We start from the raw sequence: 23,917 nt of genomic DNA, 5'->3' as shown, positions 1-23,917 counted from the left end.
GACCACGAGAGACCGATCATGACCAGTGTGCTGTCCGCCCCCACCGATACCCCCGACATCGAGTTCGCCTCTCGGGACCGCATTTCCACGCTGCAGTTGGAGCGCCTGCGATGGTCGCTGCAGCACGCGTACGACAACGTTCCGCACTACACGAAGGCATTCGACGACGCCGGGGTGCATCCGACCGATCTGAAAGATCTGTCGGATCTGGCGAAGTTCCCGTTCACCGCCAAGAAGGACCTGCGGGAGAACTACCCGTTCGGCATGTTCGCGGTGCCGCAGGACAAGGTCTCGCGCATCCACGCGTCCTCGGGCACCACCGGCCGTCCCACCGTCGTCGGATACACCGCGAACGACATCAGCAACTGGGCCGACCTCATCGCGCGCAGCCTTCGGGCCGGTGGTGTCAAGCCCTCGGACAAGGTGCACGTGGCCTACGGCTACGGTCTCTTCACGGGCGGACTCGGCGCGCACTACGGCGCAGAACGACTGGGCTGCACGGTGATTCCGATGTCCGGTGGCATGACCGATCGTCAGATCCAGCTCATCGAGGACTTCGAGCCCGACGCCATCATGGTCACGCCGTCGTACATGCTCACGATTGTCGACGCGATGGTCAAGAAGGGCATCGACCCGGCGAAGACCTCGCTGAAAACCGGCGTCTTCGGCGCTGAGCCCTGGACCGAGGAGATGCGCAAGGAGATCGAGAAGACTCTCGACATGGACGCCGTCGACATCTACGGCCTGTCCGAGGTCATGGGACCGGGCGTCGCGATGGAATGCGTCGAAACCAAGGACGGACTTCACATCTGGGAGGATCATTTCTACCCGGAGGTCATCGACCCGGTGACCGGCGAGGTTCTGCCCGACGGCGAGGAGGGTGAATTGGTGTTCACGTCCCTGTCCAAGGAAGCGATGCCGATCATCCGCTACCGCACGCGCGATCTGACGCGACTGCTACCGGGCACGGCTCGCACGATGCGTCGGATGCAGAAGGTCACCGGCCGCACCGACGACATGATCATTCTGCGCGGAGTCAATCTCTTCCCGACGCAGATCGAGGAGCTGATCCTGACGGTTCCCGTTCTGGCACCGCAGTTCCAGTGCGTGCTCGAGCGAGCCGGACGCATGGACTCACTGACCGTCCTCGTCGAAGCCCGACCCGATGCCGCGCTCGACACGCATCCGATTGCCGCAGCAACGCTGAAGAAGCTGGTCAAGGACCGGATCGGCGTCAGCGTCGCGGTCGACGTCGTTGCACCGGCGGCCCTCGAGCGTTCCATCGGTAAGGCCCGTCGTCTGATCGACAACCGTCCGACCGTATGACATGAGCCCGGTGGCACAGGATTTCGAGCAATGGCGCGAGAACGTCTCGACGGCGTTCGTGCCGCTCGACGCTGTGTCCACCGGGCCGTCGTCGTTCCAGGGCACGCTGGTGTCGTCGACGCTCGGGGCGCTGCAACTGAGCGAGGTGACCGGCCGGGAGGTCGACGTCAGGCGCACACGCGCGACCATCCGGCGGTCCGACCCCGGATCGATCAAGGTGGGTCTGCAACTGACGGGGTGCGGCACGATCGTCCAGAACGAGCGCGAGGCCGTGCTCCATCCTGGCGACTTCGCGGTCTACGACACCAGTGCCCCTTACGATCTGCACTTCGCCGGGGACTTCGAGATGTTCGTGGTGATGTTTCCACGCGACGCGCTCCGCATCGATTCCCGTGACTTGACGACCGTTGCCGCGCGTCGCATCGAGGGCGATCACGGCGTCGGCGCGCTGGTGTCGCCGTTCCTGTTCAATTTGCGTCGCAACGCCGCCGACGGCACATTGCCGACGACACCGATGCTCGAGAACGCCGTCCTCGATTTGCTCTGCGCCGCTCTCGACGACGCGGCTCCCCACGATGCGCCGGGATCCACACTCCTGATCGAGGCCAAGAGTCTCGTCGAATCTCAGCTGTCCGATCCGACACTGTCCACGGCGTCTCTCGCTGCGCACCTGCATATTTCGACGCGTTACTTGCAGAAGCTCTTCGAGCAGGACGGTCGCACGGTGGCCGGCTGGATCAGATCCAGGCGTCTGGAGAGGTGCCACCGCGACCTGCGTGACCCTCGTTTCGCCGCAGACAGTATCGGAACCGTCTGTGCGCGTCACGGTTTGATCGATTCCTCGAACTTCTCGAAGCTGTTCAAGGAGACGTACGGCATGTCGCCGCGGGAGTACCGCGCCGGGTGAGAGCGCACGCCGCCCTCACCCGACCACGAACTACTTTCCGAGGATCAGATCCGAGGCCCGCTCACCGACCATGATGGACGGCGCGTTGGTGTTGCCCGACGGCACCGTGGGCATGATCGACGCGTCCGCCACCCGCAATCCATCGACCCCGCGGACCCGAAGGTCGGCTCCGACAACGGCATCGGAGTCCGACTCGGCTCCCATCTTGCAGGTTCCGACCTGGTGGTGGTACGTACCGGCAGTCTGTCGGACGTACGCCCGCAGGTCGTCGCGGGTGCGGGCGCTCGGTCCCGGTACCACCTCCGCTTTACGCCACGGCGCGAAGACATCGGAGGCACCGATCTCCCGGCAGATCTCCACCGCGTCGACCATCGCTTCGAGGTCGTACGGATCGGCCAGGATGTTCGGATCCGCCAGCGGCAATTCATTCGGATCCGAGGACGCCAATCGCAGCGTGCCGCGTGAACGCGGAGCCACGATTCCCGGAGCGATCGTGTAGCCGTTCTCCGGCACCGGGTATCCGTCGGCGGGGTAGGGGATGTGCATGAACAGGGGCTGCAAATCGGGTGCAGCGCCGGCCCATCCGGTACTGCGGGCGTACAGCTGCGCTTCGAGCAGGTTGTTGGTACCGGCTGCGAGCGGCTCGAGGGACTCGTAGATGTTGCTGAGCAGCAAATGGTCGTGCAGGTTCTCGCCGACGCCCGGCAGGTCGACGACGGTGTCGATTCCCAGTTCAGCCAAATGTCTGGACGGCCCGATTCCACTGAGCAGCAGGGTCTTCGGAGAGCCGAGGGCTCCGCCGCACAGGATGACCTCGTGATCGGCGAACGCTCGCTCCAGCTCGCCATCTCCGCGGCTGTATTCGATGCCCACCGCTCGGCCGTTCTCGAGCACCACTCGGTGCACGAGAGCACCGGTGGTCACCGTCAAGTCGGGATTGTCGAGCACCGGGCCGACGAAGCTCTTCCAGGCGCTCATCCGCTCACCGTCGCGCGTGGTGGTGTGGTTGTAGCCGGCACCGACCATCTCGTCGGCGTTGAAGTCGTCGATCAGTTTGTGACCATGTTCGACGGCCGCGTCGACGAACGCCGCCGCCAAGGGGTGCGGGGTACCCATGATCGACACCGGCAGTGGCCCGTCGCCGCCGTGAAACTCGTTGGCACCGAGTTCGTGTGACTCCGAACGCTTGAACAGCGGCAGCACGTTCTCCCACGACCATCCGGCGTCGCCGCTGGCCGATGCCCACCCGTCGTAATCGCTGGAATGCCCACGTACGTAGATCATTCCGTTGAGGGACGAGCTGCCACCGAGAACGCGTCCGCGTGGCCAGAAGATTCGCCGATCGTTGGCGTGCTTCTGCGGGGTGGTGAACAGTCCCCAGTCCTGCGGTCCGCCCAACAGCGTCGGCCAGCCCTGCGGTGAGTGGATCGCCGGATCGGTGTCCACGGGACCGGCCTCGATGACGTGGACGGTGTGGCCTGCGTCGAGGAGCCTCCTGGCGATGACGCTTCCTGCTGATCCTGCTCCGACGACGAGGTAGTCGGTCGATTTCTTCGGCATGTCAGTCCTTGCTGTTTCGTTGCTGCACGCGGGAGTCGGGCTACAGAACTACGGTGACGACCTTCTCTTCGGTGTTGGCTTCTATTCCAGCCCAACCCAATTCCCGTCCCGTGCCACTCGATTTCATGCCACCCCACGGCAGGGCGGGATCGATGGCCGCCCATCCGTTCACCCACACCGCGCCGGATCGAACCCGCCCGGCCAACGAATGCGCTCGCGACACGTCACGAGTCCAGATCGACGCGGCCAGACCGTATGTCGTCGCGTTGGCGATCGTGATGGCCTCGTCCGCCGTATCGAACGGGATGACCGTTCCGACGGGCCCGAATATCTCCTCCTGGGCGATCTTCATGTCGTTGTTCGCATCGGCGAAGATGGTCGGCTCGACGAAGAAACCGGCGCGGTCGGGTCGACCGCCACCAGCGGCCACACGAGCCCCGCCGTCGCGTCCGGCCTGGATGTAGCCGAGCACACTGTCGCGTTGGGTCGCGTTGACGAGCGCACCCATCGTCGTCGACGGATCGAACGGGTCGCCGAGAACTTGTGCGGACGCAGCCGCCGACAATCCGTCCACCACCTGGGAGTACAGCGAACGGTGCACCAGCACACGGGTACCGGCGGCGCACACCTGTCCCTGGTTGAAGAACAGGCCCATCGCGGTGCCGTTGATCGCGGCCTCCAGGTCCGCGTCCTGGAGAATGATCTGCGGAGACTTGCCGCCGAGCTCGAGCGTCGTCCTCTTGAACGTGTCGGCGGCCTTCTTCGCGATGAGCTTGCCGACTCGAGGGCTGCCGGTGAAGCTGATCTTGTCGACATCAGGATGACCGACCAGAGCGTCACCGGTCACATCGCCCAGTCCTGGAACGACATTGACCACCCCCGCCGGGATTCCGGCCTCGGCGATGAGTCGAGCGAGATGCAGAATCGACAGCGGCGCATCCTCCGGCGGCTTGACCACCATCGTGTTTCCGGCGGCCAGTGCCGGGGCCAGCTTCCACGCGGCGATCATCAACGGTGTGTTCCAGGGGACGATCATGCCGATCACGCCGACGGGCTCACGCACGGTGTAGGAGTGCGTGGGCTGACCGAAGTATCCCGCAGTGGGGATGGAACTTCCGGTGATCTTGTCGGCCCACCCGGCGAAGTGCCGGAACGTCGCTGCGGCATTGGGTATGTCGAGCATGGCCGGCTGCCCGACGGGCTTCCCGACGTCGAGGGCCTCCAACGTCGCCAGCAGGTCCCCGTCCCGCTCGATCAGGTCCGCAACTCGATTGAGGAGCTGTCCGCGGACCGCTCCGGGCGTTGCACCCCACTCGCCGCCGAGCTGGGCACGGGCCGCACGCACTGCTGCGTCCACGTCCGACGCGGTGGCTGCGGCAATCTCCGCCAGGGGTTGTTCCGTCGTCGGATCGATGTCGGTGAACGTGCCTGCGTCGGATGCGCCGTGCCACTGCCCCGCGATGTAGAGCTCGGTGGCGGTGCCGGTCGGCAGCGACGGTGCGGCCGATTCCTGTACTGCGGTCATGTGTTTTCGCTCCTTCTCGGTGCCGTGTGCAGGCACCTCTCGCATGTCTGCTCCAGACTGCTCCCGGGCGAACGTGCCGGTCTTGTGTGATCGCGCACACATTGTGCGGTAGATGCGCACAGTCGCGAGAAGGCAGCAGACAGCCGAACGGGTTCCGTGTCGGCACCGAAAGGCGCAGTATGAGGTGGTGAACGTGACACCGACGCAATTGCGAGCGCAGTTCGCCCTTCGTCTGTCGGCTCTGTACGGGCGGGAGGTTCCCGCGTACACGACGCTGTTGGATGTCACCGCGTCGATCAATGCCGAGACGATGCGCAACGTGGGTGCCGATGCGGAACGTTTCGGCTCCATCGATCGCGTCACCGCCGAGCGACACGGGGCGATTCGTGTCGGCAATGCACGTGAGATGTCGCAGGTAGCACTGATATTCGGTGCCATGGGAATGTATCCGGTGGGTTTCTACGATCTGCGTGACACTGCGTCGAGTTCGATTCCGGTGGTGTCGACAGCGTTCCGGCCGATCGATCCGGCCGAGCTGGCGATCAACCCGTTCCGGATCTTCACCTCGATGCTGGTGGCGTCGGATCGACGGTTCTTCGACCCGGATCTCGGCCGTCGCCTGACGGAATTCCTCGACCGCAGAACACTGTTCCCTCCGCTACTGCTCGAGCTGGCAGCCACGTGCGAGAGGGGCAACGGCCTCGCAGCGGAGGAGTCCGCTACCTTTCTGGACCTCGCGACGGCGGCGTTCGCGTTGTCGACCGACCCTGTCGACAGAGCGTGGTATCGCGAACTCGAGGCAGTCTCGGCGGTGGCCGCCGACATCGGTGGTGTCTCCTCCACCCACATCAATCATCTGACACCGAGGGTTCTGGACATCGATCTTCTGCATCGCCGTATGGGAGAGCGCGGGGTGGCAATGATCGACACCATCCAGGGGCCTCCTCGTACGTCCGGTCCTGGATTGTTGTTGCGCCAGACGTCGTTCCGAGCGCTGGACGAGCAGCGGATGTTTCTCGACGAGAACGGCAACGTCGAACCCGGCCATCTGCGGGTGCGGTTCGGCGAGGTCGAAGCCAGGGGCGCGGCAGCTACCGCACTCGGACGACGTCGCTACGACGAGTATCTGGATCGACTCGATACCGAGGAACCTGAGGACGCGTCCGCACTGTGGTCGTCGCTGGTGCCGGACGACGAGACACAGTGGATGGCAGAAGACCTCGCCTACTTCACCTTTCGAGTCACCGGGACCAACCCGTCCGCTGCAGACCGGGACGGTGGCCTCGTCGATCTGGTCAGGTCGGGTGTTCTCGCGGCCGACCCGATCGTGTACGAGGACTTCCTGCCCAAGTCGGCGGCGGGCATCTTCAGGTCCAATCTCGAATCCGACGGCACCCGCAATTCCGACAACACCGCGGCAGCCTTCGATGCGGAGGCGATGGAAAGCGTTCTGGGACGGACCCTGCACGACCCGTACCGGATCTACGGCCGTCTCCGAGACGAGTCGGTGACGCGAGTCGAGAAGCACCTCGGCCTGACGAAGCCTCTCGACTGCCCATGGACCCACTGAGCAATCGGCCCGAGATACCGAGTGTCAGCCCGAGATACCGAGGGATCCGGCGAGGGTCGGCCAACTCTTCGGTAGCTGCTCCACCCAGTACGGCCACGAGTGCGTTCCGGTCTCGGTGAAGTCGAACGTTGCAGGAATGTTCAACTGGCCGAGCCGATCCGCAAGTCGGTGTGTGCAGTAGTTCGACCCGACCTCGATGAGGCCACCGACCACCACCCTGTCCCATCCCGCTGCCGTGTCGAAGCTTTCGTGTCGTCCGGGTGCTCCGGTTCCCACCGACACGTAGACATCGGTACCGCGCAGACTTTCGGCGTTGGCCACCGAATCATGTTCGGCCCACGCAGGATCGAAGGGTCCGCCCCACATGTTGTCGGCATTGCCGCCGAATGCCCCGACGATGGCTCGAATACTGGCCTGGCCCAACGGCTCGGCGGACGCGAAGCAGCCGCTGTACGACGCCACGCCGGAGTACACATCCGGGTTACGTGCGGCGAGCATCATCGCCGATTGTGCGCCCATCGACAGTCCCGCTATCGCGTTGCGGCCGTTGCCGTCCACGGCCGCATCGATCAGCGGAGGCAGTTCCTCGGTGAGAAACGTTTCCCACTGGTAGCGGCCGAGTTTCGGGTCGTCGCGCTGCCAGTCGGTGTAGAAGCTTCCTGGCCCGGCCAACGGCAGGACGACGTTGACGTTCTTGTCGGCGAAGAACTCCGCTGCCTGCCCCTTCCGCAACCACATGCTGTTGTGCGGATCCTCTTCGCCGATGCCGCTGAGCATGTACAGCGTCGGACGCGGTCCGCTTTTCGCCGCGGGTGTGAGCACCTGCACTTCGACGACGGCCCCCATAGCGGGTGAGTCGACCTTCAGCGTGCGCAGCGTGTCGGATGTCAGGACGGTGTCGACGATGCGGGCGGAGGGGGCAGCCGGCTCGGCGGATGCGATACCTCCCGAGGCGATCGACAGGGACAACGCTGCGACGAAGACAGTGGTGGAGATGCGTCGGCGACGCATGGCGATCCTCTCGGGATTATCACGGTAAGGGTGAATCGAGGTGCAGCATTGCACAATTGCGCGCCCGGTAACACGTTGTGGGCAAACTTTCACCACTGACGCAGACTCGATACCCGATCGAGGTGGCGAACCTGTACCTCCGCCCTTTTTCGCCCTTTGAGTCGCACACGAACAATTCGTGCACTAATCAATTCTGATACTCTGGCCAGCGTGACCACCACCGAGGATCCACTCGCGCTCGATCGCCAGGTCTGCTTCGCCCTGGCCGTCACCAACCGGGCTGTGCTGTCGGTGTATCGGCCTTTGCTCGAACCGATGGGCCTGACCCATCCGCAGTATCTGGTGATGTTGGCCTTGTGGGGCGAGTCGCCGATGTCGGTCAAAGCGATCGGCTCAGCGCTGCAACTCGACTCGCCCACCCTGTCTCCCCTGCTGAAGCGTCTGGAATCGATGGGCCTGCTCACTCGCACACGCAGCACGGAAGACGAGCGCATTCTGCTCGTATCCCTCACCCCCGCCGGAGCCGCTCTCCGCGCCGAGGCAGAAAAGATTCCATCCGCGGTCGTGGCGAGACTCGGTGCGTCACTCGACGAACTGGAGCAGTTGCGCCGCGTCCTCACTCGCGTCAACGACGCGGCGATCGCAGCAGGAGCACTGACATGAGCGCACGACCCCAGCGCACCCGTCCGAACGCCGGCCAATGGTTGGGCTACGCCGTCCTGGGCCGCAAACTCCCCGACCCCATGCAGGATTGGGTTCGACGCGACCTCGTCGGCCCCGGCGCGACACCGCGTCACATCCTGCGCTCGATGATCCCGTTCCTTCCCATCTTCATCGGGTTCTTCGTGCTCTTTCCCGGCGCGATCTGGTTACGTGCCTCGATGGTCCTGTTGGCCCTGCTGCTCGCGCTGTTCTACACCGCCGCATACATGGACCAGAACCGCGCCCGTCGTCTCGAGATTCACGGACTGCCCGCCGACCTGAAAAGCGAGAAGAAAACGGCGGAACTCGAACGCGAACGCGAGAACTACCGCCGCAACCACTGACCGCCCGGTCAGTGCTCGCGGGCGAGGCCTGCGGTGAAGTCGTCGGCGATCATGACGGCCAGATCCCGCGTCTTGCGGTTGGTGTTCTGTGAGAGTTCGGTCAATTGCGTGAACGCGGCGTCGGCGTCGATGCGGTACACCGACATGAGGATGCCGACGGCTCGGCCGATCGTGCCGCGGGTCTCGAGCGCCGTACGCAGTGTCGCGGCCTGATTGCCGCTCTCGGCGATCAGCTGCTCGCGCATCCGTGACAGTTCGAGGTGCACGCGAACGCGCGCGACGAGTTCTCGGTCGTGGAACGGCTTGACGATGTAATCGTCGGCACCGCGTCCGAGTCCGTCGAGCACAAAATCAGTTCCCGCACGAGCGGTCAGCAAGATGACCGGTACTCGCCTCAAATCGGCGTCGCCGCGGATGTCGTCCACCAGATCGAGACCACTGCGCCCCGGCAGCATGACATCGGAGAGCACGAGCCCCGGCAGCATCGCTCGGGCACGATCGAGAGCGGTCTCGATGTCCCCCGCTGTCGAGACGGACCACCCTTCGTCGGTCAGCAGGCGCGCGAGGTAGTTGCGCATGTCGACGTTGTCCTCGACGAGCAGGACGTCGGCGCGATCGGTCGTCTCGGGAACGGGCTCGATCGAGGGGAAGATCGCCGAGATCGGATCGGCCGGAGCGCCGGGTCGATCGACAGCGGCAGCTTCTGCGGGCAACCGCGGCACCTGCACGGTGAAGGTAGTCCCCCGGCCCACGTCGCTGTCGACGTCGATGCGCCCGTTCAAGGCGGTCAGCAAGTCCGTCACCAGGGCAAGCCCGATTCCGGACCCTTCGATGCTGTGCGCGCCTTCTCTCTCGACGCGGTGGAACCGGTCGAAGATTCGAGGCAGGTCCTCGGCCGGAATTCCCAGTCCGGTGTCTGCGACCACGAGCCGAACGGTGGTCTCGTCCGCGACCAGACGAACCGACACCCGTCCGGCCGGGGTGTACTTGACGGCGTTGGCGACGAGGTTGAATACCACCTTCGACCACATTTCGGCGTCGGTCAGGACCACGACGTCCTCGGCCGCATCCACGACGAGCTCGAGCCCCTGCGCCGACGCGACGGCCGAGAACATCGTCGCGCAATCGCGTGTCACCGAGCCGAGGTTCACCGGCTCGAGTCGAGAGACGAGTCGGCCGGCCTCGGCATTGACGATGTCGAGCAGGTCGTCCACCAACCTGCGCAGCCGCATCGACGCGCGATGAACGACGTCGAGTGATTCGCGGTCGTTCGCATCCAGCACCGAAGCAGCGTTCTCGCGTACCGAATCGAGCGGGCCCGTCAGCAGCGTCAGCGGGGTGCGGAATTCATGCCCGACGTTCTCGAGCAGCCGAGTCTTCGCAGCATCGGCGTCGGCCAAGGCCGCCACCCGGCTGCGCTCCATCTCGAACGCGTGCGAGGCCGTCAATGCGGTGGACAGGCGTTCGGCGACGACGACGCAGAACGAGGTGAAGGCATCGTCGATCACCCGATGGCTGCTCACTCCGATCAACAGCGCCCCGACCGGCTGTACCCGACCGGCCATCGTCAACGGCACGACGACGGCCTGCGGAACGTTGCCGTCCACCTGCACGGTCGCGCAGGCGACCGTGCCGTCGGCAACGCGAGAGATGTCGGCGCACTCCCACGTCGCAGCGTCGTACCCGGCGTCGCCGCCGGTCACGACACACTCCACCGGGCCGTCCGCATTCAGATCTTCGCGGAGGTAACCGGCGACGAGGGGGAACTCCGACGCTTCGGCCGCGAGCACGCCCACTGCCGCACGGCAGATGTCCACGGCACCGTCGGTGTCGTTGCCCGTCAGCGTGCCCAGACTCAGCAACGCCTGCATGCGGCGTTCGCCGAGCAGCTGTTGGGTGACCTCCGACGTCGCGACGAACACGCCGAGGACCGCGCGCTCGGGACCGTGAATCGGACTGTACGAGAAGGTCCAGTACGTCTCTTCGAGGAACCCGTACCGATTCATCATGAACCGTTGGCGAGCACCGTGCACCGCAGTGCCGCCGTCGACGACCTGATGGGCCAATGCGCCGATCTCGTCCCAGATCTCTGCCCAGCAGTCCCTGGCCGGCTGCGCTGCGGCGGCGGGAAACTTGTCACCGAGAAAATCGGTGTACGAGTGGTTGAAGATCTGGACCAGGTGCGGCCCCCACCAGATCAACATCGGGATGGTCGACGGGATGACCGTGCGGATGGCCGCGATCAATTCGTACGGCCATTGCTCCACCGGTCCCAGCTCCGTGGAGCTCCAATCCAGCTCGCGAAACCGAGCCTCGGTGGCATTGTCACCGGGAAACAGCTCGTCGAGCCGAGCCGAACCGGGATCGGGTACTGCGGGATTCATGGCCTCGTCCTTAGTCACATGCGGCCGTAGGTCAAGGACGGGCGCAAACTCCTCGTCGATTCTATCCGAGCGCCAGGTGGGCAAGCGTTTCGCTCACCTGCGCCGGGGGTAATCGACCGCTCATGCCCACCTCATCCAGTCTCCCGTATCCCCTGGGCGTCTCGCGTCTGTCCGACGACGGTGCCAACCTCGCCGTCTACTCCGAAACAGCCGACTCGGTGTCCGTCGTCGTGATGAACGACGACGGAACAGAGCGCAGTACAACACCGTTGACGCTTCGCACCGGTCACGTCTTCCACGATCTGGTGCCCGATGTCACGCCGGGAACGCGATACGGTCTCCGCGTCGACGGCCCGTGGGATCCCGCCTCGGGACTGCGTCACAACCCGGCGAAGCTACTGCTCGACCCGTACGCCACGGCCGTCACCGGCCAGGTCGACTGGAACGAGTCGGTGTTCTCGCATCTGCATGCAGAGCCGGAGACCCGCAACGACGAGGACTCCGCACCGCACATGCCGTATTCCGTTGCAGTGCAATCGAACTTCGATTGGACCGGCGACGAGGCACCGCGCACTCCACTGGACCGGACCGTCGTCTACGAGGTCCACGTGAAGGGCTTCACTGCCACCAATCCCGATGTTCCCGAGGACATTCGAGGAACATACGCCGGGCTGGCCCACCCCGCCGCGATCGCGCACTTGAAGCGTATCGGCGTCACTGCAGTGGAGCTGTTGCCCATTCATCAGTTCGTCCAGGACTCACACCTGCTCGAAGAGGGCCGCCGAAACTACTGGGGCTACAACTCCATCGGCTTCTTCGCCCCGCACAACGAGTACGCCAGCACCGGCGACACCGGCGGTCAGGTGGACGAATTCAAGGCACTGGTCAAGGCGATGCACGAGGCCGGTATCGAGGTCATCCTCGACGTCGTCTACAACCACACAGCCGAGGGCAACCACCTGGGACCGACGTTGTCGCTCAAAGGAATCGACAACGGCTCGCACTACCGACTCGTCGACGACGACCGCAGCGCCTACTACGACACCACGGGCACCGGCAACAGCCTCAACGTCGGACATCCCGCGGCGCTGGGCCTGATCATGGACTCGCTGCGGTACTGGGTCACGGAGATGCACGTCGACGGATTCCGTTTCGATCTCGCGAGCACCCTGACCCGTCAGGACTCCGGCCTCGACGTCCACAGCGCGTTCCTCGATCTCGTACACCAGGATCCGACGCTCGCGCCGGTCAAACTCATCGCCGAGCCCTGGGACACCCAGGGCTACCAGGTGGGCGGGTTCCCGGCCCGGTGGTCGGAGTGGAACGGTAAGTTCCGCGACGACGTTCGTGACTTCTGGCGCGGCGAGGACGGCGCGTTGTCCGCTCTGGCGCAACGTGTCACCGGCAGCCCCGACGTGTACGAGAGCACCCGGCGCCCAACCTTGGCGAGTGTCAACTTCATCACCGCCCACGACGGCTTCACCCTGGCCGACCTCAATTCCTACGACGAGAAGCACAACGAGGAGAACGGCGAGGACAGCCAGGACGGCGAATCCGACAACCGTTCGTGGGGATGTGGCGCCGAGGGCCCGACCGACGACGAGGGCGTCAACGCACTCCGCGCCCGCCAGCAGCGTAATCACCTTGCCACACTGCTCCTTTCGGCCGGCGTCCCGATGATCCTCGGCGGCGACGAACTGGGCCGAACGCAGAACGGCAACAACAACGCGTACTGCCAGGACAACGAGGTCTCCTGGTTCGATTGGAGCACGGTCGATCAGGATCTCGTCGACTTCACCACCCAACTGATCTCGCTGCGCGACGAGCATCCGGCGTTGCGTCCCACCTGGTTCCGGCACGACAGCGATTCCGAGGAGGACGGGGCAGGACCCGATACGGTCGACTTCTACCGCGCCGACGGTCAAAAGATGGTCGACGAGGATTGGTCCGACGGCAACGCACACAGCATTCTCATCCTGATGCGTGCGGGCGAGAAAGACGCTGCGTTCGCCTGGATGGTCAACGCCTCACCTGCGACAGTCGAATTCACGCTGCCAGAGGGCAAGTGGAGTCAGTCGACGTCGAGTGATCCGGATCAGGCGTACGAGGCGGGCGGGCCGTCCATTCTGATTCGCGAGCATTCGTTCACGTTGCTGCAGGGCTGATCGGTCCATTGTTCGAGAATCTGTAGCCACTCCTCCGATTCGGAGCGTCCGGCCCACGCGATGTATCCGTCGGGCCGGACGAGGACGGCGGGGCCGCTGTCGGTACGGCGGACGATGTCCGTTCGAGTGCAGTCGCTCTCGCCGACCTGACCCCGACGGACCCGAGCGATCAGGCGGCAGGCAGTACCTTCGTGAACAGCACGGCCCCGGTCGCGTCGCAGAGGTTGACGGTCAGATCGCGCGAGTCCCCGTCGATGCGCACCTCACCGAAATGCTGAAACGCGTCGAGTGGCGACGCGTTCGGCTCCGGTGGCGCGTGCACGAACACTGCCTCCGGGCCGAAGGTGCCGTCCAAGTCGTTGGGGCCGAACGCGCCGGCGTTGAGCGGCCCACTGACGAACTCCCAGAACTCGCGAAATTCCTGGTAGGCCGCCCGCTCCGGCGAATAGTGATGCGCTGCTGTGTAATGCACGTCGGCGGTGAGCCAGACGGTGCCGGTGACGTCGTTCCGGTCGATCGCGGTGAGCACCTGCGCGATGTCGGTCTCACGACCCAGCGGCGCACCGGGGTCGCCGTTGCCGACGCCTTCCTGCGCGTCCTTCCCGTCAGGAACGACGAGTCCGAGGGGCAGGTCGTTCGCGATGATCTTCCACGTCGCGGTGGAGCGGGACAGCTCCGCGATCAACCACTGACGCTGCGCCGAGCCGAGGATCTCCCCTGACGCAGCAGTGTTCGCACCGTTCGCATCCTTGTACGTGCGCATGTCGAGGACGAAGACGTCGAGCAGCGGCCCGTAGGCGATCTTGCGGTACACCCGGCCGTCGACGGCTTCTGTGGGCGCGATGGGCAACCACTCGTGAAACGCCTGCAACGCTCTCTGCGACAGCAGGTCCACATCCTTCACCGTGTATTGCTCCAGGTCGAGGATCTCACCGGGATACCAGTTGTTGACGGTTTCGTGATCGTCCCACTGGACCATCTGGGCGACAGACGAATTGAAGCGGCGGTAGTTGTCGTCGGTGAGATTGTAGGCGTATTGGCCGCGGTACTCGTCGAGCGTCTCGGCGACCTTGGACTTGGCCTCGCTCATGGTGTTTCGCCAGATTCGGCCGTCGGGAAGTGTCACGCGCTCCTCGAGCGGGCCGTCCGCATAGATCACATCGCCGCTGTGCAGGAACAGATCCGGTTGCCTGTCGGCCATCGCCGAGAAGATGGTCATACCGCCGATGTCGGGGTTGATGCCGTAACCCTGGCCTGCGGTGTCGCCACCCCACAACAGGCGGATGTCGGATGGGCCGTCAGGAGCTGTGGAGAACATTCCGGTGACGGGTTCCGACGTCGCGCCGTCCTCGCCCTCGAGCGTGACGCGGTAATGAACCTTCTGTCCCGCAGGCAATCCGGTCAGGCGCAGCACTCCCGTGCCGTCCGACTGCGGGGTCAGCAGTGGCCCGCGCATCGTCCTCACCGAGGAGAACGAGTCCGTCGCGGACGTGTCGACGATCATCGTCGCCGGAGTATCGGAACGTGCCCACACCAGCGCTCCGTCGGCACGCACATCACCGCTGGCGACGCCGTGTGTCAGCATCGGCCGGGTGCGAACCAACGCCGGGCTGCACGCCAGGACAGGCGTGGCAGCGGCACCGAGAGCGGCATATCTGAGGAGGGATCGACGGGTGAGCTGCATGCCCTTCACCGTCCAGCATCGACATGAACGGCTCGTAGCGCCCAGGAAGACAGACGAGTTCCACTGCAGCTCGTCGCGCAGCGTGACGAGGAACGCGGCCGCAGGATCGGAAAACACAACCACCGATCCCGACCCTGCGGCGCTACCTCACCGAACCGCTGTGGGTCAGCTCACCCCGGCACGCACGTCCGGTGCCCCGAGCCTGGCCGCGTCGGCGGTCTCGTCATCGGGCTGTTGCTGTGAATCCCGTTCCGCCAGAACACGAAGACGGTAGTGCTCGATCTCCTCGGCCCGGTGCTGATCGTCCCAGCCGAGAATCGGAGCCACCAGCCGAGCCACTTCCTCGGCTGCTGCTTCACCACGATCGGGAACCTCGATGGAGATGCGGGTGCGCCGGGTGAGGATGTCCTCGAGATGCTGCGCGCCTTCGTGACTCGCGGCATAGACGACCTCGGCCTTCAAGTACTCCGGTGCGCTGTCGAGAGGCTTCCCGAGTTCGGGATCGGCGTCGATCAGATCCAGCACCTCACCCATCAAGGTGCCGTACCGACCCAACAGATGCTCGACGCGTGAGACCCGCATGCCGGTGCGTTCGGCCGTCAGATTGCGGGAGTTGTACGCCCCGAGGTAGCCGTCGGCCCCGACGAGTGGGATGTTCTCGGTGACACACTTGGGCACTGTGCGTTCGAGCCCGTGCACCGCAGCATCCACTGCGTCCTTGGCCATCACGCGGTAGGTGGTGTACTTGCCACCGGCGATGACGGTCAGTCCTCGCACCGGGCTGGACACCGCATGCTCGCGGGAGAGCGTGCTGGTGGAGTCGGATTCTCCGAACAGCAACGGCCGCAGACCTGCGTAGACCCCGACGACATCGGCGCGGTCCAGTGGATCGGCCAGCAGCTTGTTCACGTGCCCCAGGATGTAGTCGATGTCGCTCTGGCTCGCGGCCGGGTGAGCGAGATCGAGCTTCCAGTCGGTATCGGTGGTGCCGATGACCCAATGGCTTCCCCACGGGATGACGAAGAGCAGGCTCTTCTCGGTGCGCGTGATGATGCCCGTGGCGCTGTTGATGCGGTTGCGGGGCACCACCAGGTGCACGCCCTTGGATGCGCGAACCTGGAACTGCCCACGCCCGCCGACCATCTGCTGGACCTCGTCGGTCCAGACACCCGCGGCATTGATGACCTGCTTGGCACGCACCTCGAACGAACGACCCGTTTCCAGATCGCTCGCCACGACACCGACGACCTTGTCGTCCTCCCGAAGGAAGCCCGTGACGCGAGTGCTGTTGGCGCACAACGCCCCATAGGCGGCCGCGGTCCGCGCAATCATCATCGTGTGCCGAGCGTCGTCGACCTGGCCCTCGTAGAACTTCACCGCACCGCGAATCGCCGACCGCTTACCCGAAGGGAAGGATTCGAGCGTCTTCTTCTTACCGAGATGCTTGTGATGACTTGGTACGCCGCGTCCGGCACCCATGACGTCGTACACGCCGATACCGAGCCCCACGTACGGACGGTCGATCACCTTTTCGAGCGGATAGATGAACGGGACCGGCCGAGCGAGGTGCGGGCACAACGTGTTCAGCACGAGCGAGCGCTCTTTGAGGGCCTCGAACACCAGCGAGAAGTTGAACTGTTCGAGGTACCGCAGACCGCCGTGGAACAGCTTGCTCGAGCGACTGGACGTGCCGGCCGCATAGTCGCGTGCTTCGAGCAGTCCGACCTTCAGACCACGCGTCACCGCGTCGAGAGCCGTTCCCGCGCCGACGACGCCGCCGCCGATCACCAGGATGTCCAGCTCTTCGGCTTCCATCCGTGCGATCGCCTCGGCGCGCGCGGTTGGACTCAAAGCCGTTGTGGTGGAACTCATTCTTCATCAACCCAATCGAGAGTACGTGTCACTGCCTTCTTCCAGCCGGCGTACAGCTTTGCCCGCTGGTCTTCGTCCATGGACGGTGTCCATGTCTTGTCCTCGGCCCAGTTCTGGCGAATGTCGTCCTCGCTCGCCCAGTACCCGACGGCAAGGCCTGCCGCGTATGCCGCTCCGAGAGCGGTGGTTTCGGCTACGACGGGCCGCACCACGTCGACGTTCAGGATGTCGGACTGGAACTGCATCAACAATTCGTTGACGACCATTCCGCCGTCGACCTTGAGCACCTCGAGGTCGACGCCGGAGTCGGCGTTCATGGCCTCGATGACCTCACGCGTCTGGTACGCGGTGGCTTCGAGTACGGCACGGGCCAGGTGGCCCTTGTTGACGAATCGCGTCAATCCCACGATGGCACCGCGAGCATCGGCACGCCAGTGCGGAGCGAACAGACCCGAGAACGCGGGCACGAAGTACGCGCCGCCGTTGTCGTCCACCGAACGCGCATCGGTCTCGATGTCCGCAGCCGAGGAGATCATGCCGAGGTTGTCCCGCAGCCACTGCACGAGCGAACCCGTCACCGCGATCGAGCCTTCGAGCGCGTACACCGTCGGCTGGTCGCCGATCTTGTAGCAGACGGTGGTGAGCAGGCCGTTCTTGCTCATGACCTTCTCGGTGCCGGTGTTGAGCAGCACGAAATTGCCTGTGCCGTAGGTGTTCTTGGCCTCACCGGGAGACAGGCAGGCCTGTCCGAACGTGGCCGCCTGCTGGTCGCCCAGAATTCCGGAGATCGGCACACCGCGGAACGGTCCGCGTTCACGGCCGGTGCCGTACACCTCGGAACTCGACCTGATCTCGGGCAGCATCGACATCGGAATGCCCATGTCGGCGCAGATGCCCTCGTCCCACTGCAGGGTGTCGAGATCCATCAGCAACGTGCGCGACGCGTTGGTCGGATCGGTGTAGTGCAATCCGCCGTCGGTTCCGCCGGTCATGTTCCACAGCACCCAGGTGTCCATGTTGCCGAAACACAGCTCTCCCGCTTCGGCTTTGGCCCGTGCACCGTCGACGTTGTCGAGAATCCACTTGATCTTCGGCCCGGAGAAGTAGGTGGCCAACGGTAGACCGGTCTTGGCGGTGTACTTGTTGGCATCACCGCCGCCGAGTGCGGTCGCGATGCGATCGGTACGGGTGTCCTGCCAGACGATCGCGTTGTAGATCGGCTTGCCCGTCTCGCGATCCCACACCAGTGCCGTCTCACGCTGGTTGGTGATACCGACTGCGGCGATGTCCTCGCGCGTCAGATCCGCTGCGGCCATGGCACCGGCCGCGACGGCGCGCACGTTGTCCCAGATCTCCGACGCGTCGTGCTCGACCCAACCGGCCTGCGGGAAGATCTGCTGGTGTTCCTTCTGATCGACGGCGACGACGGTGCCCGCGTGATCGAAGATCATGCAGCGTGAGGACGTGGTTCCCTGATCGATCGCGGCGACGTACTTTCCTGCGAACTCGGTCATGGCTTCTCTCCTGTGGTCTGGGTGTCTGCTGGGAGTCGTGATGGCGGCTCGGGCGTCGAACCTTCTTGTTTGCGTAGGTTCTTCCCGATCAACAGGTCGTACAGGAACACTCCTATCGGTCCACCTACGAGAGGTCCGACGATCGGCACCCAGAAGTACAGGCCGCCGTATTGATCTCGCCACGCTCCACCGTAGCCCGTGATGTACGACGCCAGGCGAGGTCCGAAATCTCGAGCCGGGTTGATCGCGTAGCCGGCGTTGGTGGCCCAGGCGAATCCGATGGCGACGACGATGAGGCCCACGATCAGGGGAGCCATGTTGGCCATCGGTGCGGTGCCGAGCGAATCGGTCACGGCCACGATGAGGAACAGCAGAATGGCGGTACCGATGATCTGGTCGATCAGCGCCGAGGACACACTCACCGGCAGTGTCCCGTTACCGGGCAGTGTCGAGAAGATGGTCTGGGTGGCGGTGGTGTGCCCGGGGTCGACCGCGTTGATCATGTCGTTGTAGTTCCAGCGCACCAGCAGCGCGGCCACGAAGGCACCTGCGGTCTGCGCGAGAATGTACGGCGCAACCATCTTCCAGCTGAATCCTCGGAAGAGTGCGAACGTGATGGTCACCGCGGGATTGAGGTGCGCGCCGGTGATACGGCCCGCGACATAGATACCGAACATCACGCCCAGCCCCCACGCCCAGGCGATCGAGTCGTGACCGCCGAGGCTGCCGGACTCACCACCCGAGACCACCTGAGCGACGACGCCGACACCGAACAGAATGAGAATCATGGTTCCGGCGAACTCCGCGGCCATGTGCGCCGGTAGCCCCCATTCCGGTTCCTTACGTGCCATCTTTCAGCCTCCACACAGTCAGTGATACACGCCACATTGCGTGCCATTTGCCACGGTAGACGGCCTGCACTGCGTTTCACAGCTGATGCACATATGTGCAATTCGGTCGTACACTGGTGCCGGTGACGGACACCGGCATCACTCCCGAATCCGACCTGCGGACCGGCCATGCCACCCAGGCGGCGCGGCTGTACTACTTCCAGGACATGACGATGGCGGCCATCGGCCGTGAGCTGGGCGTATCTCGTTCGACAGTCTCACGACTCATCACGTTCGCGCGGGCGTCGGGACTGGTGGAAATCAAGATCTCCACCCCACTCGGTCAGGCACCGCGGATCGAGCGTGCATTCGCCGATCTGTACGACATTCGTGCACACGTGGTGCCGGTCGCGGAGACGGTCGACGAACTGCAGCGTCTCGATCGGGTCGCGACCTTCGCCGGCCGACTGCTGACATCGTTCTTCGAGTCGGACATGGTGATGGGCGTCGCCTGGGGAACCACCGTCAGCGCCGTCAGCCGCAAGCTCGCCCCCAAACGAACCCACAACTCGAGCGTGGTGCAACTGAACGGGGCGGCCAATATGCGCACCACGGGTGTCTCGTATGCCACCGACATCATCCGGACGTTCGCCGACGCGTACGGGGCTGCGGCACAGGGATTTCCGGTCCCGGCATTCTTCGACTACCCGGAAACGAGGCAGCACCTGTGGCGCGAGCGCAGCATCAGGCGCGTGCTCGAACTTCAGGATCGCATGAACCTCGCTGTCTTCAGCATCGGCGTCATGAGCGGAGCCGTTCCGAGTCACGTCTACAGCGCCGGCTATCTCGAACGCGAGGACAGAGCCGAGCTGCAACGTGACGGCGTCGTCGGCGACATCGCCACGGTGTTCCTCCGATCCGACGGCAGCTACAACCGAATTGCGTTGAACGACAGATCGAGTGGGCCGAGCCTCGACCGACTCAAGGCCGTCCCGCGCAGAGTCGCCATCGTGGCGGGAGAGTCCAAACTCGACGCCCTGACCGCCGCACTGCGCGGTGGCCTGATCACCGATCTGGTGATCGACGACATCAGCGCCGCGAAATTGGTGTTGCGCTCGCGCTGACCCATGTGAGTGGAAACTCGACCCCTGCTACGAACTTCCGCGCACGTGGGCAACCCTTGCGCTCGGCCGAATCTCGTGTCACTCTTGGTTCATGACAACAGGAAAGGCGGACACCGCCTCACCGAAGTGAGCGCCGTGCCGATGCCGTCGACATTCCCCCGTCGAGGCACATTCTCCGAAGATCCCGATTCCTACGCCGAAGACATCCGCGCGGTCTGTGCGCAACGCGACCGGTGGCTCGATTACGGACTGAAAGCCGGCCCAGCCGACAGACCTGTCGCGGAACATGCTGTGGCACAACTGTATCGATCTGCCGGGTTCGACGAGCCCGAGTTCCATTGGGTGCCGTCGCCTCGGGCTGCAGCGACCTTCATCGCCGGCAGACACTTGGCGAGAACACCGTCGATATCCACCGCCGGCACCGAGGTGGACGCCGCGATCGCGACCATGTTGTCCGACTCCCGACACCGCATGGACCGCATCATCGAGCGCCGCCACATCGAATGGCCGCGGGAAGACCGGTGGAGCACAACCAACGGCAGCAACGACTTTCGAGTCCGCGGCATCGTCGCCCGCGGTACCCCGATCGAGGCGGCCCTCGCCGGGATCAGCCCGGATCCCATCATCGACCGGACCGTCCGTGCGTCGTTGCACACCAGCCTGTTCGACGGAATTGCCACTGCCATCCGCACGACCACTCCCCGCCCGGTCGGCTCCATCACCTGGTACGGCCAACAAGAAGCCCATCGCGTCGCCTACTACGACGCTTTCCGTCGCCACGGCCTCGCCCGGTTCTCTTTCGAGGACGTCGAACTACTCGACGTCCAAACCGCCCTCATCGAGTCGACGGGGTGGTGGTGGGCGTTCGAGAACATCGCAGTGATGGCCGAACGGCCCACCGCAGTACACGTCGAACCGTTGCCCGATTCGCCGCACGGTGAAGTGCGACTGCGTAATTCGGACGGGCCGGCCGTGGAGTTCGCCGACGGCAGCGCGGTCCACGTACTGAGCGGCACCGTCGTTCCGAGCTGGGTCATCCGCGACCCGACGGTCGACCGCATCACTGTCGAACGCAACGTCGAAGTGCGACGAAGCGCCATCGAACGAATCGGCTGGGACACCTATCTGGAGCAGGCGGGCCTACGTCTTGTCGACGCCGGCCAGGATCCGGGGAACCCGGGCTGCACCCTGGAGCTGTACGCAGCACCGGAGGGCTGGCAGGACGGGGGACGAATTCTGCTCGCCGTCAACGGTTCCCGTGAACGCGATGGCCGGCGTCGCCGCTACGGCCTGCGGGTCCCCGCCGCCTTCACCTCCGCCATCGACGCGGCAGGCTGGACCTACGGTCTGGCCGGAGCCGACTACGCCCGGCTCCTCCGCCGTACGTGACTCCGCACGAAGTCCATCGATACCCACACCACAACTACCCACCCCAACGACCAACCACAGGTGACCCCATGAACTCGAACATCACGCTGTCCACTCTCACCGACCGCACCGGTCTGGATGTCTTCGACTACCTCGACAAGGAGATATCGGTGCCCGTCGTCAACGGGTCGCAGGCCCAGGGAGATCTGATCGTCGTCCCGCTCGCCGTACTCGACGACATCGTCGTCACCACCGAACGGACACGACACGAGACCGTGCCGTTGTCCGGCATCGAACTACTCCGCAGTGCGGCGGGCGGCAATCCGCACAGCCTCGTCGCCGACGGCCGCGGATGCACGTGGTCGAGTCCGGTGCACGACGTTCGACGCCTCGCTCTGGGCATCCTGAGCAACTCGGAGACCGCCTACCTCATTCACCCCGAACACGGGGCCACCGGAATTGCACCCGGCCGATACGTCATCGGTCGTCAGCGCGAACGCGGCGGAGACGGCTGGTTCTCGTCGACGCAACTGATCGCAGACTGACACACCGACTGTGTGTGATCTGTATCGCATCACCCGGGCACTGATAGGTGCATCTCAGAAGGGGCGTCGGAGCAGTAAGTGTGACTCTATGTAGCACTAAGGTTCGCGTCATGACTGCTGTTGTCGCACAGACCGTCGCATGACCGGCGCCCCTTCGCCGGTGCAGAACCGTCTCCTCGGAATCGGACTGGTCGTGCTCATCGTGGTGTTCGTCGGGTGGAGTGTCACCTCGTACAACAAGACCTTCGTCGACGTCGTGACCGTCTCCCTCGAGACCGACAGCGTCGGCAACGCGCTGCCCCGCAATGCCGACGTCAAGGTGCGCGGCATGATCGTCGGCGAGGTCCGATCGGCTACGACCACCGACGGCGTCGTCACCTCGGAACTGGCGATCGAGCCGGACAAAGCGCCGATGATCCCCTCGAACGTCACGGCTCGCCTGCTGCCCAAGACTCTCTTCGGTGAGCGGTACGTCGCGTTGATTCCGCCGGACGGCAAGCCCGGTTCGCCCATCACCGAGGGCACCGTGCTGAAGCAGGATCGCAGCGGAAATGCCATCGAGGTGGGGCAATTGCTCGACGGCCTGCTGCCGTTGCTCCAAGCCGTGCCGCCACAGGATCTCTCGAACACCCTCGGCGCACTGGCACAGGGGCTCAGCGGCCGCGGAGAACAGCTGGGCCTGACGATCGATCGACTGGAGAACATCTTCTCCGGACTGAACACCGAACTCCCCGCCATCCAGCAGGACCTACGCGGATTGGCGGACTTCTCCCAGACCTACGCCGATGCAGCTCCCGAGTTGGTCAGCGCTCTGGACAATCTGCGGACCACCGGCAACACCGTCGTCGAGAAGCAATCCGCGCTCGCGACGCTGTACACGTCGGTGACATCCGCCTCGAATACGACGGCCGGCTTTCTCGAGGCGAACTCGACGCAGCTGATCGGTCTCGCCGCCAATTCGCGCGAGGCACTCGAAGTGCTGGCCGAGTTCTCGCCCGCCCTGGGTTGCACGGTCGCGCAGTTCGCCGAAGGGGCCCGTCGCGGCAGAATCGTCACCGGCGTCGGCGACGAGTATCCCGGCATCAACGTCTCGATGCCGTTCGTCAACCCGAAGGGTCGATACCTGCCGAACCAGGACGAGCCGCGGTTGTTCGAGCAGACCCGCGGACCGAGCTGCTACACCCCCCTCGACCGCAATGCGGGCGAGTACTTCCCGCAGTATCCGGGTGGGTCCATGAACGACGGCTCGTACCAGGTACCGACCAGAAACCCGGGCGAACAGAACATCCCGGTGCTCTCGGCTCCGCAGCTCTCTCCTGTTCCCGCCTCGTACGCGGGCTCGGTCACCGAGCAGCAGACCCTGGCCGTCATCTACGGCGGTGCCACCGGAATCGCACCGGAGGCCGTCCCCTCCTGGACCACGACGGTGGGCGCGCCTGCGCTTCGAGGAACTCAGGTCACGCTCCGCTGACACCGCCTGATTGAA

At 64.6% G+C, this 23,917-nt stretch carries 19 protein-coding genes; 10 read left to right on the top strand and 9 right to left on the bottom strand.

Features of this window, described 5'->3' with window-relative positions; genetic code table 11:
* Positions 1–18: 18 nt before the first annotated feature.
* Positions 19–1,326, top strand: a complete 1,308-nt coding sequence (paaK, locus tag RFA01S_RS03120; protein WP_027494661.1) for a phenylacetate--CoA ligase PaaK — start codon at positions 19–21, stop codon at positions 1,324–1,326.
* 1 nt (position 1,327) lies between these two features.
* Positions 1,328–2,233 (top strand): AraC-like ligand-binding domain-containing protein, encoded by a 906-nt coding sequence (locus RFA01S_RS03115; RefSeq protein ID WP_032392877.1) that lies wholly within the window; start codon positions 1,328–1,330, stop codon positions 2,231–2,233.
* A gap of 30 nt (positions 2,234–2,263) precedes the next feature.
* On the opposite strand, the gene RFA01S_RS03110 is transcribed toward RFA01S_RS03115, so the two are convergent.
* Together RFA01S_RS03110 and styD are read right to left on the bottom strand one after the other, a co-directional pair.
* A complete protein-coding gene (locus RFA01S_RS03110) occupies positions 2,264–3,793 on the bottom strand; it encodes a GMC family oxidoreductase (RefSeq protein WP_032408381.1) in 1,530 nt (509 codons plus the stop codon).
* A gap of 40 nt (positions 3,794–3,833) precedes the next feature.
* Positions 3,834–5,318 (bottom strand): phenylacetaldehyde dehydrogenase StyD, encoded by a 1,485-nt coding sequence (gene styD, locus RFA01S_RS03105; protein ID WP_032408526.1) that lies wholly within the window; start codon positions 5,316–5,318, stop codon positions 3,834–3,836.
* A 184-nt stretch (positions 5,319–5,502) separates the two neighbouring features.
* Between styD and hglS the strand changes: the two genes are divergently transcribed.
* Entirely contained in the window at positions 5,503–6,888 is a 1,386-nt protein-coding gene (hglS, locus tag RFA01S_RS03100) for a 2-oxoadipate dioxygenase/decarboxylase (RefSeq protein WP_152530354.1), read from the top strand.
* Positions 6,889–6,912: 24 nt separating this feature from the next.
* Here the strand turns inward: hglS and RFA01S_RS03095 are convergent, their stop codons facing one another.
* On the bottom strand, positions 6,913–7,899 hold the full coding sequence (locus RFA01S_RS03095) for an alpha/beta hydrolase (protein ID WP_027494666.1): 987 nt from the start codon (positions 7,897–7,899) through the stop codon (positions 6,913–6,915).
* A 210-nt stretch (positions 7,900–8,109) separates the two neighbouring features.
* On the opposite strand from RFA01S_RS03095, the gene RFA01S_RS03090 reads away from it, so the two are divergent.
* Complete coding sequence (locus RFA01S_RS03090) at positions 8,110–8,562, top strand: MarR family winged helix-turn-helix transcriptional regulator (protein ID WP_027494667.1); 453 nt, start codon at positions 8,110–8,112, stop codon at positions 8,560–8,562.
* Complete coding sequence (locus RFA01S_RS03085; protein WP_027494668.1) at positions 8,559–8,945, top strand: DUF5313 family protein; 387 nt, start codon at positions 8,559–8,561, stop codon at positions 8,943–8,945. Before RFA01S_RS03090 ends, RFA01S_RS03085 begins: the two co-directional genes overlap by 4 nt.
* A gap of 8 nt (positions 8,946–8,953) precedes the next feature.
* Here RFA01S_RS03085 and RFA01S_RS03080 read toward each other — a convergent pair whose 3' ends face one another.
* Entirely contained in the window at positions 8,954–11,329 is a 2,376-nt protein-coding gene (locus RFA01S_RS03080; RefSeq protein WP_032408380.1) for an ATP-binding protein, read from the bottom strand.
* A 122-nt stretch (positions 11,330–11,451) separates the two neighbouring features.
* Here RFA01S_RS03080 and glgX point away from each other — a divergent pair, with 122 nt between their 5' ends.
* Positions 11,452–13,494 (top strand): glycogen debranching protein GlgX, encoded by a 2,043-nt coding sequence (glgX, locus tag RFA01S_RS03075; protein WP_032408379.1) that lies wholly within the window; start codon positions 11,452–11,454, stop codon positions 13,492–13,494.
* On the opposite strand, the gene RFA01S_RS28480 is transcribed toward glgX, so the two are convergent.
* From RFA01S_RS28480 to RFA01S_RS03055, 5 genes are all read right to left on the bottom strand, one after another.
* Positions 13,425–13,610 carry an aromatic-ring hydroxylase C-terminal domain-containing protein gene (locus tag RFA01S_RS28480; protein WP_327212954.1) on the bottom strand — a complete coding sequence of 62 codons (186 nt, stop codon included), beginning with the start codon at positions 13,608–13,610 and terminating at the stop codon, positions 13,425–13,427. The genes glgX and RFA01S_RS28480 overlap by 70 nt on opposite strands.
* A 53-nt stretch (positions 13,611–13,663) precedes the next feature.
* The gene (locus RFA01S_RS03070) at positions 13,664–15,178 is read right to left on the bottom strand and encodes an alkaline phosphatase D family protein (RefSeq protein ID WP_032408525.1); all 1,515 of its coding nucleotides are present in this window, start codon (positions 15,176–15,178) and stop codon (positions 13,664–13,666) included.
* A 165-nt stretch (positions 15,179–15,343) separates the two neighbouring features.
* Entirely contained in the window at positions 15,344–17,050 is a 1,707-nt protein-coding gene (locus RFA01S_RS03065; RefSeq protein ID WP_032408378.1) for a glycerol-3-phosphate dehydrogenase/oxidase, read from the bottom strand.
* On the bottom strand, positions 17,047–18,564 hold the full coding sequence (glpK, locus tag RFA01S_RS03060) for a glycerol kinase GlpK (protein WP_032367858.1): 1,518 nt from the start codon (positions 18,562–18,564) through the stop codon (positions 17,047–17,049). Before glpK ends, RFA01S_RS03065 begins: the two co-directional genes overlap by 4 nt.
* A complete protein-coding gene (locus tag RFA01S_RS03055; RefSeq protein WP_027494674.1) occupies positions 18,561–19,415 on the bottom strand; it encodes an MIP/aquaporin family protein in 855 nt (284 codons plus the stop codon). The genes glpK and RFA01S_RS03055 overlap by 4 nt, the downstream gene beginning before the upstream one ends.
* A gap of 122 nt (positions 19,416–19,537) precedes the next feature.
* On the opposite strand from RFA01S_RS03055, the gene RFA01S_RS03050 reads away from it, so the two are divergent.
* The 4 genes from RFA01S_RS03050 to RFA01S_RS03035 all read left to right on the top strand — a co-directional run bounded on the left by RFA01S_RS03050 (position 19,538) and on the right by RFA01S_RS03035 (position 23,902).
* Complete coding sequence (locus tag RFA01S_RS03050; RefSeq protein ID WP_027494675.1) at positions 19,538–20,518, top strand: sugar-binding transcriptional regulator; 981 nt, start codon at positions 19,538–19,540, stop codon at positions 20,516–20,518.
* Between the two features lie 141 nt (positions 20,519–20,659).
* On the top strand, positions 20,660–21,907 hold the full coding sequence (locus RFA01S_RS03045; protein ID WP_139278368.1) for a DUF6745 domain-containing protein: 1,248 nt from the start codon (positions 20,660–20,662) through the stop codon (positions 21,905–21,907).
* Positions 21,908–21,975: 68 nt separating this feature from the next.
* The gene (locus RFA01S_RS03040) at positions 21,976–22,431 is read left to right on the top strand and encodes a DUF8820 family protein (protein ID WP_032408376.1); all 456 of its coding nucleotides are present in this window, start codon (positions 21,976–21,978) and stop codon (positions 22,429–22,431) included.
* Between the two features lie 139 nt (positions 22,432–22,570).
* Positions 22,571–23,902 carry an MCE family protein gene (locus tag RFA01S_RS03035; protein ID WP_032367861.1) on the top strand — a complete coding sequence of 444 codons (1,332 nt, stop codon included), beginning with the start codon at positions 22,571–22,573 and terminating at the stop codon, positions 23,900–23,902.
* Positions 23,903–23,917 lie beyond the last annotated feature (15 nt).

It is taken from the genome of Rhodococcoides fascians NBRC 12155 = LMG 3623 (assembly GCF_001894785.1).
Taxonomy (GTDB): domain Bacteria; phylum Actinomycetota; class Actinomycetes; order Mycobacteriales; family Mycobacteriaceae; genus Rhodococcoides; species Rhodococcoides fascians.
Note: the sequence above shows the minus strand (reverse complement) of the source record. Positions and strands in the feature narration are given on the sequence as shown.